The organism is Actinophytocola sp., from assembly GCF_036002505.1.
Classification (GTDB): domain Bacteria; phylum Actinomycetota; class Actinomycetes; order Mycobacteriales; family Pseudonocardiaceae; genus DASYTH01.
Genome location: NZ_DASYTH010000152.1, coordinates 1 through 15,975, shown reverse-complemented (window position 1 = coordinate 15,975; position 15,975 = coordinate 1). Strand labels below are relative to the sequence as shown.

Sequence of the window (15,975 nt, the reverse complement as noted above, 5' to 3'; positions counted from 1 at the left end):
CGAGGTTGCTGTGACTCTGCGTAGAACCTCTTGACGGTTCACCTGCGATACCGGGGCCCGGCCGTCCACTGTGGATCGAGCGTGACGAAGGCGTCCTTCGTCACGGCCAGGGTGACCAAGGACGCTCAGTCGCCTCGCCTCCGCGCCCATCGGTGATCCACTCGGGCCGGTGGCGCCGGGGTTGGGTCAGTTGGGGTAGATCTCGAGCTCCCAGAGGGAGTAGCCATAGCTGGTGGCGCGCTGGGTGCCGGTGACCCGGACGTAGCGGGCCTGGGTGGGGGTGAAGGAGATGTTGTCTTCGGCGCCGTTGCCGGCGGTCGTCGAATACACGGTGCGCCAGGTGGTGGCGTCGGACGACAGCTCGATGCGGTAGGAGATGCCGTAAGCGGCTTCCCAGCGGAGGATCGTGCGGGCGACGGTCTGCGGCGAGCCGAGGTCGACGGTGAGGGACTGGGGGTCGCTGAACTTGCTGCCCCACCGGGTGTCGGGGTTGCCGTCGACGGCGTTGCGGGCGGGGAGCGAGTAGAACAGGCCGGATTCGGTGCTGGTGGCGGTGGCGGGGCGGCCGAGGGCCAGGTTGGTGACGGACTGGCCGCGGTGGGCGGGGTACTGGACGGCCTGCTGGAACGTGGGGCGGTTGACCCAGGCGGTCTTGTCCTGCGTGATGCCGCCGATGGGCTGATGGATGATCGAGTCGTGGCAGAACTGGTCGCCGGCGGCGCAGTCGGCGTCGGCCGGGTAGACCTCGGTGGCGGGCGCGGCGGCGGAGCGCAGGGCGTCCAGCAGCGCGGTCCGGCAGGCGGAAAGGTTTCCGTTGCCGCAGAACGGGTTGGGGAAGCCGCCGGCGACCGGGTCACCGAGCACCCGGCGGAGATCCTTGTGCGCGTAGCCGTACCAGCCGGACTGGAACGCCGAGCCGCGGTGGCCGGGCGGGTCGTGCAGCGGCAGAACGGCGGTCAGCGCACCGTAGAGCGACGCCCCGAGGCCGGGTTGGAACTCGGCGGTGACCAGGCGCGGCCACCAGGCGTCCAGGACCCGGATCGCGTCGGCGTGGTCGTACCGGTTCACCCCGGGGCCCGCCGAACGGCGGTGCGAGCCGGCCTGCTGCCAGGCGGTGAGTTGCGCAACCGCCTGCTGCAGCGCGGGATCGGTGACCGGGGCGCTGTTCAGCACCCGCAGCAGCAGGGGAAGCACCTGCTCACCGCGGAGGTCGACGGTGGCCGCGTCCTCCATGGCGCTGACCAGCCCGGCCCGGGTGAACGCGTCACCGCGGGCGAGAACCGGGGCGATCCGGGAGTCCAGCGGCTGGCTGCGGTGCACCGCGGAGAAGCTGTAGTTGCCGTCGGCCGCGCTGTATCCCGGCGCCTGCTTGTTGTTCCAGCTGGTCAGGTAGTCCTGGTCGATCACCTGCGGGTGCGCCGCGAACGGAATGTAGTTGGCGTCGTTGGTGTCCGGGTTCCAGCCGGACCACTCGTAGCGCGGATCGGCCACGGTCGGCAGGTGCGGGTCGGCTCCGGTGGCGCGAACGGGGTTGTCGCCGGAGTTGAAATAGGCGTCATGCTGACTGTCCACATAGAACCAGTTGAACGCGAACCCGATCCGGCTGGCGGCCTGTTGGAAGGTCTGCGGGGAGTTGACCTGGTCGGGGTTGTTCAGCGCCTGGAAGCCCAGTGCGGAGTCGCCCTCCCGTAGGTACGTCGAGCGCAGGCTGGTGAACGCGACCGGCCGGCCGCCCACGGTGCCGCGGTGGGTCACCAGGCCGAGCTTGGTGCGCTGCGCGATGAGCGTGTACGAGCCGGCCGGTGTGGAGTCGGCCAGGTTCGGTGTCCAGGAGTTGCGTTTGGACAGTACCTCGATGGGCAGGCACTGGCCGCGGAACCGGTAGGACATCGAGTCCCTGGTCGGGGTGGCGCCGCTCGGCTCGCACAGGTCCACGGCGTAGCTGTCGGTGATGTCCTGCTCGGCGGACGTGGCGCTCCACGAGTAGTCCACGCCGCGGCCGAGCAGCACGTAGAAGCTGATGCCGGGGAACGCCGCACCGCGGGCGGCGATGCCCGCGCCCTGAAGCTCCTGGCGCAGCAGGAGCTGCGGGGCGAAGTAGCCGGTCTGCGGCCCGAACACGGCCACCGGGTTGCCGGTGCGGGTGTGCGCGCCGGACACCACCAGCGCGTTGGACATGCCCTGCTTCAGGAACCCTTGGGGCAGAACGCCTCCGTCCAGCATGCCGGGCTTGAGCGGGTCCGACGTGGTGAGTGGCCGGGCCGGGGCCGCGGCCGGCGTGCCGGCGTTCGGCGTGGTGTCGGAGGCGCCGGCGGCGACGGCCGTGCCACTGGGGTCGACCACCACGGGCGCCCGGGCGACGCTGCCGCGGTCGGGTAGCGCGCGGCCGGCCGGATTGTCCGGCGTCTGCAGATACGGGAAGGACTGTCCGTTGTGGATGGTGGTCGGCGCCTCCGGGTCGTTCTGCGCCCGAAACGCTTGCCACACCTGGGTTCCGAGCGTGTCGCCGTAGCGCACCTTCGCTTCGATCAGGGCCAACGCGGACTCCACCTCGCCACCACCGCCACCGCCGAAGAGGCCGCCGACGAGGCTCGCAATGGCGATCACGTCGCGCACGTTCCACGGCTGCGGGGTGCGCCCGATCGCCGTGTACTCACCGGGGTAGGCGATCGGGGTGTTGGCGATGTAGGCGTTGATCCCCTCGATGTAGTTGCGGGTGTCCTCCTGCAGCGTCAGCCCGACCGAGCCGAACCGCGACGCCCGGTCGAACATCACCTGCAGATCGTTCTCCGTGTACGGCGCCTTCTGCCACTGCTGCTGCTCGAACTCGCGGTTTCCTTGCGCACCACCGGCGAACGGGGTGAGCTCGCCGCGGGCCACGTGCCGCATGACGTCCATCAGGAAGAGCCGGTCCTGCGCGGCCGCATAGCCGGCGCCGAACATGGTGCCGGCCCGGGTGGTGCCCTGGACGTGCGGGACGCCGGCGGTCCGGTCCCGGGTGATCGTCACGTCCGAGCGCGGCTGGAGCCGGCTCTCCACCTGGTTCGCCGGCACGCCGAACGAGGCGTCGTTGTAGAAGCCGTCGAGCTGCTCGTCGGTGAGCCCCTGGTAGTTCCAGACCAGGCGCTCGTAGGTGGCGCGGGTGTCCGACGAGTGCGCCGGGCGGATCCCGAACAGCTGGAACGCCAGCAACTCGGCGAACGTGGCGTTGCCGTTCTGCCCCGGCGGCAGGATGTCGTCGCACTGGCCGAGGCAGAAGTCGTTGGGCGCCAGCAGGATCGATGGTTCGGCGACCGCGGGCCGCACGGTGCCGAGGGTGGCGGCGACCAGGGCGAGGGCGGGCACGAGACGGGCAAGCTTGCGGCCACGGGACATGACGTGCTCCGTTGCACAGTGAGGGGACCGTTACACACAGCTAAACGTGAAACTTCCTCGTTGTAAAGACACCCCGGGAGCAAATCGGCCGGCCCGTTCGTTGTCCTGGCGTGCCGGTTCTGCTGTTGCTCCTCGTCGCCACGTTCGTCGAGATCACCGTGCTGGTCCTGGTGGGCCAGGCGATCGGGCTGCTGCCCACGATCCTGCTGCTGATCCTCGCCTCGGTGGTCGGCATGTGGCTGCTGCGCCGGGAGGGCGCCCGCACGCTCATGTCCTTCCAGCAGTCGATGCGCGCCGGCCGGGTGCCGCACCGCGAGATGGTCGACGGCATGCTGATCGCCGCGGCCGGCGGGCTGATCCTGCTGCCCGGTTTCGTCAGCGACGTGCTGGCGCTCGCCCTGCTCTTCCCGCCGACCCGGTCCCTGATCACCCGCCGGGTCACCGGCCTGGCCGAGCGCCGGGCCCAGGCCGCGGCCCACGGCGGCGCGTTCGTGGTGGACTCGGTGGTGATCGACGAGTTGGACCGCCGCCGGCCGTGACGGCCGCGCCGGGGATGGTCGCGGGCCGGCTCCGGCTGGCCGGCGCGCGGATGGCCGTGGTGCTGGTGCTGCTCTGGCTTCCCGGCCTCACCCGGGATCTGCTCGCCCCGACCCTGCTGTTCCTGCAGGCAAGACCGGTGTCCCGGCGCCGGCTGGCCCGGGCGGGCGGCCTGGCATCGTGGACCGGGCGGTGCGTGACCGTCCTCAGTAGACAGACAAACCGAGCGCCCGGGCGGCCTCGGCCTGCCGCTTGTCCCGGGTCACCAACACGACCGGTTCCCCCGCGGCCAGGGCGGTCGCGTCGCTGAGCGCCACCGCGAGGTGGATCGCGTCGAGTGTGTGCACGAAATGCTCGGTTACGAGCCGGCGCGCCAGGGGCAGCACGACCGCATTGTCCAGCTGCAGAAGGCTGATCGAACCGTCCACGCCGCAGTCGCCATCGAAGCGGTCGAGCAGGATCCGGGACTCGCGGATCCTGCGGGCGCGACCGGCCGCGGCAACGGCACCCGCGAACTCCACGCGGGTCAGCTCGCTGGTCACGACCGAGTCAGTGCCCTCGACGAGCAGCTTGCGCAGCTCGGCATGGTCTGGCTCGGCCATGACGTACGCTCGGACAACGGCGCTGGTATCGGCGTAAAGCAGAGTCACCGAGCCGACCGCTCCGCCTCGAGCGCCTCGCTCACGGCCGTCCCGAACTCGCGTGAGACAAGCTCGACGTCGCGCCAGCTCGGGGTCTCCGCCGGCGGGTCAGGTAGCACGAGCCGGCCCGTGGCCCTGGCCCGCTCCCGGACGGAGCGCCGGGCCGTGGAGCCGTCGAGAACGAGGGTCAGCGCCGCGATGACGAACTCGTTGACACTGCGCCCCTCGACGGCGGCCTGCTCCTTGAGCCGAGCGTGCAGCTCGTCGTCCAGCCGAGTGATCATCTGCCTCACGAGATCAATGATAGCACCCGAGTCCGAATTGATAGCTATCCGGCGACGGCCTTCTCGAGCTCGGACAGGGAGTCCTCGAGGTGGGTGAGCAGGCGTTGGAGGTGGGGGACGCTGCGGCGGCAGCCGGTGAGGCCGAACTGGAGGTTGCCGGCGTAGGTGGTGACGGTGATGTTGAGCGCCTGGCCCTCGTAGGGGATGGACAGCGGGTACACGCCGGTCATCCGGGCGCCGTTCCAGTAGAGCGGGGAGTGCGGGCCGGGCACGTTGGAGATCAGCAGGTTGAACGTGGCCGGGGTGATCCGCAGCGCGCCCGGGATGGTGGCGATGGCGAGCGGGGCCATCGGGATCGCGGACAGCGCCGTGACCTGGAGCTGGCTCAGACCCTGGTAGACCTCCTTGCCCTTGAGCATGGAGGCGCGGATCTCGGCCAGCCGGACGGCCGGGTCGTCGACGTCGGTGGCCAGGTTGCACAGGATGATGCCGACCGCGTTGCCACCGACCGTGCCCTCCGTGGCCGCCCGCGCGGTGTCCGTGCGCAGCGACATCGGGATGGCGGCCACCAGCGGCTTCTCCGGCAGCGCGTCCAGCTCGATGAGGTAGCGGCGCAGCGCGCCCGAGCACATGGCCAGCATGACGTCGTTGAGCGTGGCGCCGCTGACCGCCTTGCGCACGGTCTTGATCCGCTCGAGCGGCCAGCCCTGCGCGGCGAACCGCCGGGCACCGGTGATCGGCACGTTGAAGATCGACTTCGGCGCCTTGAACGCGAGCATGGCGGACTGCTCGCGGAACGCGTCGTTGATCACCTTGACCGCGGTGGGGCCGAGTCCGGCGATCTCCCGGACCGCGGTCGCCGCGGCCCGCAGGACCTGGAACGGCGGCGCGCCGTCGGCCTCGACCCGGCGGTTCGACGCGTCCGTGCGGACCTTGGGCGACCAGATCGGCCGCATGTCCCGCTCGTCCGGGTCGGGCGACAGGGACTTCTGCAGCAGCCGCAGCGCCGAGACCCCGTCGAGCAGCGAATGGTGAACCTTGGCGTAGGTGGCGAACCGGTTCCCCTCCAGCCCCTCGATGAGCGTGAACTCCCAGAGCGGGCGGTGCCGGTCGAGCAGCGAGCCGTGCAACCGCGAGGTCAGCTCGAGCAGCTCACGCACCCGTCCCGGCCGGGGCAGCGCGGAAAGCCGGACGTGATACTCGAGGTCGAGGTCGTCGTCGTTCATCCAGGCGACCTGGCCGAGGCTGCTCACCGGGTTCATCGGCCGGCGCCGGAACAGCGGCCGCACGTCCACCGCGCCCACCAGCTCCCGGTGCAGCTCGCTCACGTAGTCCGGCCCGGCCCCCTCCGGCAGCTCGTACAGCTGCAACCCGCCCACATGCATCGGGTGCTCGCGCGACTCGGCCAGTAGGAACAGCGAGTCCGTGATTGGCATGATCGCCATGGCCAGCCTCCCGCGCTCGAACGAACCACCCCAGCCTATGCGGTTGCGTCCACAATGAAGTCCCGGCCGAGAGCGAGCAGTACCCGGTCGGCGGTAAGCAACCGAAGACCCGACTGACTCGCCTGGGCGACAAGGGCGCGGTCCCACGGATCGTGCGCGGACAGTTCAGGGAAGTCACGCACAGCCTCGACGTGGTCGGAGGTCAGGTTCAGTAGCGACAGTCCCTCCTCGTCCACGAGCCGGCTCACGAACTTCTGCGGAAGAACAATCTTTCCGCGCATGGCCTTGATGGTCAGTTCCAGGAGGCTGACTGTTGACACATGGACCTCGACCCCGGAAGTAATCAACTCGCGGGCACGCTCACCGAGGCGTCGACTGTCCTCCACAGCCCAGATCACGACGTGGCTGTCAAGGAGTATCAAGTTCGTCGTCCTCGTCGTCGAACATGCGCAGGATGTCGGGGTCAGGCTCGTCGAAGGTCGCGTCGTCGTAGACGATCTGGCCCTTCATACCGCCGATCCTCACCCGCGACCGCTGATGCGGAACAAGATCCGCGACAGGCTTGCCGGCCTTCGAGATGACCACGCGCTCGCCCTGCGCGACCTGCTCCAGCAGTCGCGACAGATGGGTCTTCGCCTCGTGGATGTTTACGTTCACGGTCATGACCTCAGAGTAGGAGCGGAACTAGACTTAGTCTAGTCCTCAGCTTATCCCAGTCGCTCGATGATGGTGACGTTGGCTTGGCCGCCGCCTTCGCACATGGTTTGGAGGCCGTAGCGGGTGTTGGTGCGTTCGAGCTCGTGCAGGAGGGTGGTGAGCAGGCGGGTGCCGGTGGCGCCGATGGGGTGGCCGAGGGCGATGGCGCCGCCGTTGACGTTGACCCGGTCGAGGTCGGCGCCGGTTTCCCTGGCCCAGGCGAGGACGACGCTGGCGAAGGCTTCGTTGATCTCGACGAGGTCGATGTCCGCCATGGTCATCCCGGCGCGGGTGAGGGCGTGCCGGGTGGCGCGGATGGGTGCGGTGAGCATGAGGACCGGGTCGGCGGCGCGGGCCGAGAGGTGATGGATGCGGGCGCGCGGGGTGAGCCGGTGGCGGGCGACGGCCTGGGGTGAGGCGACCAGGACGGCGCTGGCACCGTCGGAGATCTGGCTGGCCAGGGCCGCGGTCACCGAGCCGCCGTCGCGGAGGGGCTTGAGGGCGGCCATCTTCTCCAGGGACGTGTCGCGGCGCGGGCCCTCGTCGGCGTCGACGCCGCCGATCGGGACGATCTCGCGTTTGAACCGGCCCTCCTCGATCGCGGTGATCGCCCGCTCGTGGCTGGACAGCGCGAACCGCTCCATCTCCTCCCGGGTGATCCGCCACCGGGACGCGATCAGGTCGGCGGCATGGAACTGGGAGATCTCCTCGTCGCCGTAGCGGTGCTCCCAGCCGCGGGAGCCGGCGAACGGCGTGGGGAAGCCGAACTCCGCGCCGACGGTCATTGCCGAGGCGATCGGGATCCGGCTCATGTTCTGCACCCCGCCGGCCACCACGAGGTCCGCCGTGCCGCTGAGCACCGCCTGCGCGGCGAAGTGCACGGCCTGCTGGCTGGACCCGCACTGCCGGTCCACGGTGACCCCGGGGACCTCCTCGGACAGGCCCGCGGCCAGCCATGCGGTCCGCGCGATGTCGCCGGCCTGCGGGCCGATGGTGTCCACACACCCGAAGATCACGTCGTCCACCTCGACCGGATCGATGTCCACCCGGTCCATCAGCGCGGCGAGCACGTGCGCGCCGAGGTCGGCCGGATGGATCGCGCTCAACCCCCCGCCGCGGCGGCCGACCGGGGTGCGTACCGCGTCGACGATGTAGGCGTTCACGGTGTCTCCCGGGTCGCTCTCGCTCGGCCGCCAAAGCTGCCGGCTTCCCTCCTGCGCTGCTCGGTCGCTCGTTCCTCGCTCCCCGCGCTGCCCGTCGGTCCGGCCGGCGGCGCGGCCTCTCTCCCGTTCATCGCTTCTTGCTCCTTGTGGCGATGCCGTCCAGCAGGATGCCCAGATACTGCTTCGCGATCTCCGGCGCGTCGAGTGAGCCCTCGGGGCGGTACCAGTGCACGGCCACCCAGACGGTGTCCCGGATGAACCGGTACACCAGCTCGATGTCCAGGTCGGGCCGGAACACCCCGGCCCGCACGCCGTCCTCCAGGATGCCGACCCAGAGCTTGCGGAACTGCTGGTTGCGCTCGTGCAGGTAGCCGAACCGCTCGAACTCGGCCAGGTACTTGGCTTCGTTCTGGTAGATGGCCACCTCGGCGTGGTGCCGGTCGATCGACTCGAACGAGGCGACAACCACGGCCTCCAGGGTCTCCCGCGGGCCCAGACCACGGGCCACGATCTCCTCGTAGCGGCCGAACAGGTCCTCCTGGAACCGGGTCAGGATCTCATCCACCATCGACTCCTTGGAGTCGAAATGGTGGTAGAGACTGCCGGACAGGATGCCCGCCGCGTCCGCGATGTCGCGCACGGTGGTGGCCCGGTAGCCGCGCTCGGCGAACAGCTTCGCGGCCAGTTCGAGTAACTCCTCGCGGCGGCCCATAAGTGTTCCTCTCAGGGATGCTGGCTGCTGACCGATATGACTTCGCCGGTGAGGTAGCTGGCGAGATCGCTGGCCAGGAACACCATCACGTTTGCCACTTCCGACGGTTCGGCGGCCCGGCCCAACGCTGAGCGACCGGCCAGCTCGATGAGCAGTTCCTCGCTGGTGACCTTGGCCAGGAACGGGTGCATGGCCAGGCTCGGTGCGACCGCGTTGACCCGGATCCCGTGCGCGGCCACGTCCATGGCGGCACACCGGGTCAGCGCCATCACCCCGGCCTTCGCCGCGGCGTAGTGCGCCTGCCCGGCCTGCGCGCGCCATCCGATCACAGAGGCATTGTTGACCACCGCGCCGCCACCGCCCTGCTCGACCATCGTGCGCAGCGCCGCCCGGGTGCACCGGAACGTGCCGTTCAGCGTGACGTCCAGCACCCGCGCCCAGTCCTCGTCCGTCATGTCCACAATGGACGACTCGCCGCCCAACCCGGCGTTGTTGACCATCACGTCGATCCGTCCACAGTGGACGACCGCGCCGTCGATCAGCGCCTGCACCTGGTTCTCGACCGTGACGTCGCAGACGACTGCGTGCACCCGCCCAGGATGCGTGGCGGCCAGCGCCTCGCCCGTCTCGCCGAGCCGGCGCTCGTGCCGGTCGCTGATCACCACCGACGCGCCCTCCTCCAGGCAGCGCCGGGCAACCGCGGAGCCGATGCCAGTGCCGGCCGCCGCGGTGACCACGACGACCTTGCCGTCCAGCAGCCCGCTCACGCTGCGTTCTCCAACTCGGGAATGTTGGCCATAGCCGTGGGCCACGTTGGCTGGTGGGTCACCAGACCACTCCTCGGGCAGACCTCGTCCCTCGGCCTACCCTCGTCGCGGTAGGCCAACTCCCTCGGCGGGCATTCCGCAAGCTTCATGCCTTCGCCTCCCGGGGCAGCCCCAGCACGCGTTCGGCGATGATGTTGCGCTGGATCTCGTTGGCGCCTCCGTAGATCGTGTCCGCCCGGCTGAACAGGAACAGCCGCTGCCACCGGTCCAGATCGCCGTCGTGCACCAGCGAGGCCGCGCCGCGCACCTCCATGGCCAGCTCGCCGAGCGTCCGGTGCCAGTTCGCCCACACGAGCTTGGCGACCGAAGCGGCGCCCGGCTCGGCCGAGTCCAACGTGCGCATGGCGTGCGCGCGCATGACCTCCAGCCCGAGCCGGGCCCTGGCTAACTTCTCCCGCAGCACCGGCTCGTCCAGCGCGCCGGTCTGCCGGGCCAGCTGGGTCAGCGCGTCGAGTTCCCGCCGGAACCCCACCTGCTGGCCGATGGTGGCCACCCCGCGCTCGAACGCGAGCGTGCCCATTGCCACCCGCCACCCGTCGCCCGGCTTCCCGACGACCAGGTCCGCCGCGGTGCGGGCGCCGTCGAAGAACACCTCGTTGAACTCCGCCGTTCCGGTCAGCTGCACGATCGGACGTACCTCGACGCCGGGCTGCCGCATCGGCACCAGCAGGTAGGACAGGCCATGATGCCGGTGCGACCCCGGCTCCGTCCGCGCCAGCACGAAGCACCAGTCCGCCACGTGCGCCAGCGACGTCCACACCTTCTGCCCGGTGATCACCCACTCGTCACCGTCCAGCACCGCGGACGTCGACACCGAGGCCAGGTCGGACCCCGCCCCCGGCTCCGAGTAACCCTGGCACCACAGCTCCTTCACGGCCCGAATCCGCGGCAGAAACCGTTGCTGCTGAGCCGAAGTCCCGAACGCGATCAGCGTCGGCCCGAGCAGCTCCTCACCGAGGTGGTTCATCCGGGACGGCGCCCCGGCCAGCGCATACTCCTCATGGAAGACCACCTGCTGGGCCAGCGACAAACCGCGCCCGCCGTGCTCGACCGGCCACCCCGGACACGTCCACCCGGCCGCCGCGAGGTGACGGTCCCACGCCAACCGGTCCGCAAACGCCTCATGCTCCCGGCCCGGCCCGCCGACCCCGCGCAGCGCCGCGAACTCGCCGACCAGATTGTCAGCAAGCCATCGCCGAACCTCGACCCGGAACTCGTCCACGGACACCACACTACCCTACCAAGCATTTGCTCGGTACGTCAGGCAGTTGGCGGCGCCTCACCGTGAATGCCGCAGCGCGTCTCCGGCTGCGTCAGCCAACCCCCGCAGGGCACGCCGGCCGAGCACCAGGGTCAGCCCGACCGAGTGGACACCTCCGAACCGGAAGCGGACATCGTCGCCCGCCAACTCGTACGAGAGCCGCTACCACCGCGCCCACCGCGAAGACTTCCGCCTCGTGGTCGACCTCGAACAGCACGCCGATCCGCTCCGTGCCTTGAGGGCCGCCGGGCGCTGGCCTGATCACGTCGGCACGACACCGGGTCATGGCGGGACTGGTGTTGCCGGCCATGCACCGGCGTGGCTGTGCTGGAGGGAGTTACCGGTCGTTGGCCGGCTGGCGGCGGCTCGGAGCACTGCGATGTGGCTGTTGGTGCTGTTGTGGCGAGGGATTCTCTGGTGGTAGGGCCTGATGTCCTGAAGGGGCCCTTCCTGTCATTGAACGTCCTGAAGGCCGCCTTCAGGGCACTGGCCGCACCCCAAACGGCGATCTTGAACTGGTCCCGTCCTGCTCGGCACTGGCCCGGCACCGTGCCAGCCGCACGGCTGGTGGGACGGTCAGCACAGGTCACCGACCCGCCAACGGTCGACCAGTGCAACGGAGGCCCACGCCCACATCAAGGCTCAAGCTCCTGGCATTGACGCTCAACGTCCCAAAAGGCGGCCATCAGGACACGTGTCGACCACCCAACAGTCACCGATCCCCGGACTCCCAGCCAAGTGGCCTACCAAGCACTTGCTCGGGTAGACTGCCCGCGTGGTGTCGACCGTGCCGGTCGCGTTGATGTATGCGGCGCAGGAGTTCGCGGACGTCGAAGCCGTGGTCGATCCGCGGTACGGCGTCCGGCATACGTACGCGCGGTTGCTCTGGCGGGTGCGCCGGGTGGCGCAGCTGCTCGTCGAGGAGGGTGTGCGACCCGGCGACCGGGTGGCGATCTGCTCGCCCAACACCTACCACTGGGTCGAGGCCGCGCTCGGCATCCTCTACGCGGGCGCGACGCTGGTGCCGGTGAACACCCGGTTCACCGGGCCGGAGATGTTCGACGTCGTCAAGCGCAGCAACGCCAAGGCGCTGTTCGTCGCCGGCCCGTTCCTCGGCAGGAACCGGCTGGACGAGCTGCGCGCCGCGGGTGAGCACAAGCTGCACCCGGTCATCCGCATTCCGGTCGAGGGAACCCGTCCCGGCTGGCCCGATGTGGACAGGCGGCCACTGTCCATTGTGGAGGCCGATGACCTGGCCGTTGCGGTGTCGGACGACGATGTGAGCGACATCTTGTTCACCTCGGGCACCACCGGGCGGAGCAAGGGCGCGATGAGTGCGCACCGGCAGTCGGTCGGCGTGGCGGCAGCCTGGGCGGAGTGCGCCGGGCTCACCACCGGCGACCGCTACCTGGTCATCAACCCGTTCTTCCACAGTTTCGGCTACAAGGCCGGCATCCTGGCCTGCCTCGTCCGCGGCGCCACCATCGTTCCCCAGCTCACCTTCGACGTGGGCCAGGCCATGCGGCTGGTCGAGCAGGAGCGGATCACCGTGCTGCCCGGGGCGCCGACGATCTACCAAACCATCCTCGGTCGTCCAGACCGGACAATGCACGACCTGTCCTCGTTGCGGCTCGCGGTCACCGGCGCGGCCACGGTGCCGGTCGCGCTGGTCGAACGCATGCAGCGGGAGCTCAGCATCGACCACGTGCTCACCGCGTACGGGCTGACCGAGGCCGTGGTGGCCACCATGTGCCGGCCGGACGACGACGCGGCCACCGTCGCCGGCACCTCCGGGCGGCCGGCCGCGGGCATGGAGGTGCGGATCGCCGGGGAGAACGGGGAGATCCTGCTGCGCGGGCCCAACGTCATGCTCGGCTACCTCGACGACGAGCAGGCCACGAAGGAGGCCATCGACGCCGGCGGCTGGCTGCACACCGGGGACGTGGGCCGGCTGGACGAGCGCGGCTACCTGATGATCACCGACCGGCTCAAGGACTTGTACATCTGCGGCGGGTTCAACGTGTACCCGGCCGAGGTGGAGCAGGTGCTCGCCCGGCTGGACGGCTTGGCCGAGTCCGCGGTCGTCGGCGTGCCGGACGAGCGGCTGGGCGAGGTCGGCAAGGCGTTCGTGATCACCGCGCCCGGTCACACACTGTCCACAGAGGACGTTCTGGCGCACTGCCGGGCCCGGCTGGCCAACTACAAGGTGCCCAGACTTGTGGAGTTCCGCACCAGCCTGCCCCGCAACCCCTCCGGCAAGGTTCTCAAACGACTGCTCAGGAGCACCGCATGACCGTCGAGTACGAGCGCCGGGACGCCGTCGCGCTGGTGACCATGAACCGGCCCGAGTACCGCAACGCGCAGAACTCCGCGATGACCTACGCGCTGGACGCGGCGTTCGTCCGCGCCGTGGACGACGACGAGGTGAAGGTGATCGTGCTGGCCGGCGCGGGCAAGCACTTCTCCGCCGGGCACGACATCGGCACCCCTGAGCGCGACGTGCACGTCTCGTACGAGCGCAAGGCGGTGCTGTGGTGGGACCACGTCGGCAGGCCCGGCGGGGACCTGCGCTACGCCCGGGAGATGGAGGTCTACCTGGGCATGTGCCGGCGCTGGCGGGAGATCCCCAAACCGACCATCGCCATGGTGCAGGGCGCGTGCATCGCCGGCGGGCTGATGCTGGCCTGGGTCTGCGACCTGATCGTGGCCGCCGATGACGCGTTCTTCGCCGATCCCGTGGTGCGCATGGGAATTCCGGGCGTGGAGTACTTCGCCCACCCGTGGGTGCTGGGTCCGCGCGCGGCCAAGGAGTTCCTGTTCACCGGCGACCGGTTCGACGCCGCGCGCGCCCACCAGCTCGGCATGGTCAACCGCGTGGTGCCCCGCGCCGACCTCGAGACCGAGACGCTGGCGATCGCGGCCCGGATCGCCGAGATGCCCCGGTTCGGCCTGGCGCTGGCCAAGAAGGCCGTCAACCAGGCCGAGGACGAGATGGGGATGCGCACCGGCATGGACTCGGTGTTCGGGCTGCACCACTTCGCCCACGCGCACAACGCCGAGGTCTCCCCCGACCCGCTGGCCGGCATGGACGCGCGCTCGATGAAGGCCGCCGGAGCCCGCGATGGATCTTGACCTGGACCCGGCCACGCTGGCCTTCCGCGACGAGGCCCGGGCCTGGCTGGCGGCGAACGTGCCGGCCTCGCCGCTGCCCGCCATGGACACCCGCGAGGGGTTCGACGCCCACCGCGCATGGGAGCGCCGGCTGGCCGAGGCGCGGTGGTCGGTGGTGTCCTGGCCGGTCGAGTACGGCGGGCGGGACGCGACCCTGCTGCAGTGGGTGATCTTCGAGGAGGAGTACTACGCGGCCGGTGCGCCGGCGCGGGTGAGCGCGAACGGGATCTCCCTGCTCGGCCCGGCCCTGTTCGCGCACGGCACCGAGGAGCAGAAGGCCCGGATCCTGCCCAGGATGGCGCGTTCCGACGACATCTGGGCGCAGGCCTGGTCCGAGCCGGAGGCCGGCAGCGACCTCGCCGCGGTGCGCAGCCGAGCCGTCCGCACCGAGGGCGGTTGGGTCCTGTATGGACAGAAGACGTGGAGCTCGCGGGCCGCGTTCGCCGACCGCGCCTACGGGTTGTTCCGCACCGATCCCGAGGCCGAACGGCATCGCGGTTTGACCTATCTGATGTTCGACCTGGCCGCGCCCGGCGTGACCATCCGGCCGATCCCCCAGCTGTCCGGCAATCCCGGGTTCGCCGAGATCTTCCTGGACGGCGTGTTCGTGCCCGACGCCGATGTGCTCGGCAAGGTGAACGGCGGCTGGCGGGTGGCGATGAGCACGGCCGGCAACGAGCGCGGGCTCTCGCTGCGCAGCCCCGGCCGGTTCCTGGCCGGCGCGGACCGGCTCGTCCGGCTGTGGCACGAGGTCGGCGACCCCGGTGACACGGCCATCCGGGATCGCGTGGTCGACACCTGGATCGCCGCGCGCGCCTACCGGCTGCACACCTTCGGCACGCTGACCCGGCTGGCCGAGGGCGGCGCGATCGGTGCCGAGGCCTCCGTGACCAAGATCTTCTGGTCCGAGCTGGACCTCGCGCTGCACGAGACCGCGCTGGATCTCCTTGGCCCACAAGGGGAACTGACCGGCCCCTGGCTGGACGGCTACCTGTTCGCGCTGGCCGGGCCGATCTACGCGGGCACCAACGAGATCCAGCGCGACATCGTGGCCGAACGGCTGCTCGGGCTGCCGCGAGGTGACCGGTGAGGTTCGCCCTGACGGCAGAACAGCGCCAGTTCGCGGCCACCCTGCACGAGTTGCTCACCGACACACCCGGGGAGAAGGCCTGGCCCGCGCTGGCCGAGCTCGGGGTCACCGCCCTCGCCGTGCCTACCGAGCGGGGCGGTCTCGGTGCCGACCCGACCGACCTCGTCGTGGCGTTCGAAGAGCTGGGCCACCACGCCGTGCCGGGCCCACTGGTCGAGACCCTGGCCGCGGTCCCCGCACTGCTCGCCGCCCTCGACGACACCCGCTGGCTGCCCGACCTGGCCAGCGGCGATCTCGTTGCCTCACTTGCCTTCCCACCCCACCTGCCGTACGCCGCCGATGCCGACGCTGCCGGCCTGGTGCTCGCGGTCGAGGAGAGCACGGTGCGGATCGCCTCGGTCCACGGCCCCGCATTGTCTACTGTGGACCCCAGCCGCCGGCTGTTCGCCATCGAGGCGGGCGCCGTGCTGGCCATCGGATCCGAGGCACTCGCCGCCGCCGAGCGAGCATTCGACCTCGGCGTGCTGGCCTGCGCGGCCGAGCTGCTCGGCGCCGGGCGCGCCATGCTGGAGCTGGCCGTCGGATACGTCAAGCAGCGCACCCAGTTCGGCCGACCCATCGGCTCGTTCCAGGCGGTGAAGCACCACCTCGCCGACGTGCACGTGGCGCTCGAGCTGGCCCGGCCGCTGCTCTACGGCGCCGCGCTCTCGCTCACCCCGTACGACGTCTCCGCCGCCAAGATCGCCGCCACCCAGGCCGCCCAGCGCGCGGCC

At 70.4% G+C, this 15,975-nt stretch carries 15 protein-coding genes; 5 read left to right on the top strand and 10 right to left on the bottom strand.

Annotated features, from left to right (window positions below):
• Positions 1 to 186: 186 nt before the first annotated feature.
• Positions 187 to 3,375 carry a penicillin acylase family protein gene (locus VGR06_RS13500; RefSeq protein WP_327559392.1) on the bottom strand — a complete coding sequence of 1,063 codons (3,189 nt, stop codon included), beginning with the start codon at positions 3,373 to 3,375 and terminating at the stop codon, positions 187 to 189.
• A gap of 110 nt (positions 3,376 to 3,485) precedes the next feature.
• Here VGR06_RS13500 and VGR06_RS13495 point away from each other — a divergent pair, with 110 nt between their 5' ends.
• Positions 3,486 to 3,914 carry an FxsA family protein gene (locus tag VGR06_RS13495; RefSeq protein WP_327559391.1) on the top strand — a complete coding sequence of 143 codons (429 nt, stop codon included), beginning with the start codon at positions 3,486 to 3,488 and terminating at the stop codon, positions 3,912 to 3,914.
• A 204-nt stretch (positions 3,915 to 4,118) separates the two neighbouring features.
• Here the strand turns inward: VGR06_RS13495 and VGR06_RS13490 are convergent, their stop codons facing one another.
• From VGR06_RS13490 to VGR06_RS13450, 9 genes are all read right to left on the bottom strand, one after another.
• A complete protein-coding gene (locus VGR06_RS13490; RefSeq protein ID WP_327559390.1) occupies positions 4,119 to 4,562 on the bottom strand; it encodes a type II toxin-antitoxin system VapC family toxin in 444 nt (147 codons plus the stop codon).
• Positions 4,559 to 4,837 carry a FitA-like ribbon-helix-helix domain-containing protein gene (locus VGR06_RS13485; RefSeq protein WP_327559394.1) on the bottom strand — a complete coding sequence of 93 codons (279 nt, stop codon included), beginning with the start codon at positions 4,835 to 4,837 and terminating at the stop codon, positions 4,559 to 4,561. The genes VGR06_RS13490 and VGR06_RS13485 overlap by 4 nt, the downstream gene beginning before the upstream one ends.
• A gap of 44 nt (positions 4,838 to 4,881) precedes the next feature.
• Positions 4,882 to 6,282 carry a wax ester/triacylglycerol synthase family O-acyltransferase gene (locus tag VGR06_RS13480; RefSeq protein WP_327559389.1) on the bottom strand — a complete coding sequence of 467 codons (1,401 nt, stop codon included), beginning with the start codon at positions 6,280 to 6,282 and terminating at the stop codon, positions 4,882 to 4,884.
• A 35-nt stretch (positions 6,283 to 6,317) separates the two neighbouring features.
• Positions 6,318 to 6,680 carry a type II toxin-antitoxin system VapC family toxin gene (locus tag VGR06_RS13475; protein ID WP_327559388.1) on the bottom strand — a complete coding sequence of 121 codons (363 nt, stop codon included), beginning with the start codon at positions 6,678 to 6,680 and terminating at the stop codon, positions 6,318 to 6,320.
• A gap of 10 nt (positions 6,681 to 6,690) precedes the next feature.
• Complete coding sequence (locus VGR06_RS13470) at positions 6,691 to 6,945, bottom strand: type II toxin-antitoxin system prevent-host-death family antitoxin (RefSeq protein WP_327559387.1); 255 nt, start codon at positions 6,943 to 6,945, stop codon at positions 6,691 to 6,693.
• A gap of 44 nt (positions 6,946 to 6,989) precedes the next feature.
• Positions 6,990 to 8,141: an acetyl-CoA C-acetyltransferase gene (locus tag VGR06_RS13465; RefSeq protein ID WP_327559386.1), complete on the bottom strand. Its 1,152-nt coding sequence runs from the start codon at positions 8,139 to 8,141 to the stop codon at positions 6,990 to 6,992.
• 127 nt (positions 8,142 to 8,268) lie between these two features.
• Entirely contained in the window at positions 8,269 to 8,853 is a 585-nt protein-coding gene (locus VGR06_RS13460; protein ID WP_327559385.1) for a TetR/AcrR family transcriptional regulator, read from the bottom strand.
• An 11-nt stretch (positions 8,854 to 8,864) separates the two neighbouring features.
• Positions 8,865 to 9,620, bottom strand: coding sequence for an SDR family oxidoreductase (locus tag VGR06_RS13455; RefSeq protein WP_327559384.1), 756 nt, complete (start codon positions 9,618 to 9,620; stop codon positions 8,865 to 8,867).
• A gap of 145 nt (positions 9,621 to 9,765) precedes the next feature.
• Positions 9,766 to 10,908 (bottom strand): acyl-CoA dehydrogenase family protein, encoded by a 1,143-nt coding sequence (locus VGR06_RS13450; RefSeq protein ID WP_327559383.1) that lies wholly within the window; start codon positions 10,906 to 10,908, stop codon positions 9,766 to 9,768.
• A gap of 811 nt (positions 10,909 to 11,719) precedes the next feature.
• Here VGR06_RS13450 and VGR06_RS13445 point away from each other — a divergent pair.
• From VGR06_RS13445 to VGR06_RS13430, 4 genes are all read left to right on the top strand, one after another.
• Positions 11,720 to 13,234 (top strand): FadD3 family acyl-CoA ligase, encoded by a 1,515-nt coding sequence (locus VGR06_RS13445; RefSeq protein ID WP_327559393.1) that lies wholly within the window; start codon positions 11,720 to 11,722, stop codon positions 13,232 to 13,234.
• Entirely contained in the window at positions 13,231 to 14,073 is an 843-nt protein-coding gene (locus VGR06_RS13440) for an enoyl-CoA hydratase (RefSeq protein WP_327559382.1), read from the top strand. Before VGR06_RS13445 ends, VGR06_RS13440 begins: the two co-directional genes overlap by 4 nt.
• Positions 14,063 to 15,202, top strand: coding sequence for an acyl-CoA dehydrogenase family protein (locus tag VGR06_RS13435; protein ID WP_327559381.1), 1,140 nt, complete (start codon positions 14,063 to 14,065; stop codon positions 15,200 to 15,202). Before VGR06_RS13440 ends, VGR06_RS13435 begins: the two co-directional genes overlap by 11 nt.
• Positions 15,199 to 15,975: acyl-CoA dehydrogenase family protein (locus tag VGR06_RS13430; RefSeq protein ID WP_327559380.1), on the top strand; the 777-nt coding region annotated here is incomplete at its 3' end. The genes VGR06_RS13435 and VGR06_RS13430, both read left to right, overlap by 4 nt.

Excerpts from the sequence above, each read along its gene's own strand:
- VGR06_RS13500 (WP_327559392.1), bottom strand. The coding sequence starts at position 3,375 with ATGTCCCGTGGCCGCAAGCTTGCCCGTCTCGTGCCCGCCCTCGCCCTG.
- VGR06_RS13485 (WP_327559394.1), bottom strand. The coding sequence starts at position 4,837 with ATGATCACTCGGCTGGACGACGAGCTGCACGCTCGGCTCAAGGAGCAG.
- VGR06_RS13480 (WP_327559389.1), bottom strand. The coding sequence starts at position 6,282 with ATGGCGATCATGCCAATCACGGACTCGCTGTTCCTACTGGCCGAGTCG.
- VGR06_RS13470 (WP_327559387.1), bottom strand. The coding sequence starts at position 6,945 with ATGACCGTGAACGTAAACATCCACGAGGCGAAGACCCATCTGTCGCGA.
- VGR06_RS13460 (WP_327559385.1), bottom strand. The coding sequence starts at position 8,853 with ATGGGCCGCCGCGAGGAGTTACTCGAACTGGCCGCGAAGCTGTTCGCC.
- VGR06_RS13440 (WP_327559382.1), top strand. The coding sequence starts at position 13,231 with ATGACCGTCGAGTACGAGCGCCGGGACGCCGTCGCGCTGGTGACCATG.
- VGR06_RS13435 (WP_327559381.1), top strand. The coding sequence starts at position 14,063 with ATGGATCTTGACCTGGACCCGGCCACGCTGGCCTTCCGCGACGAGGCC.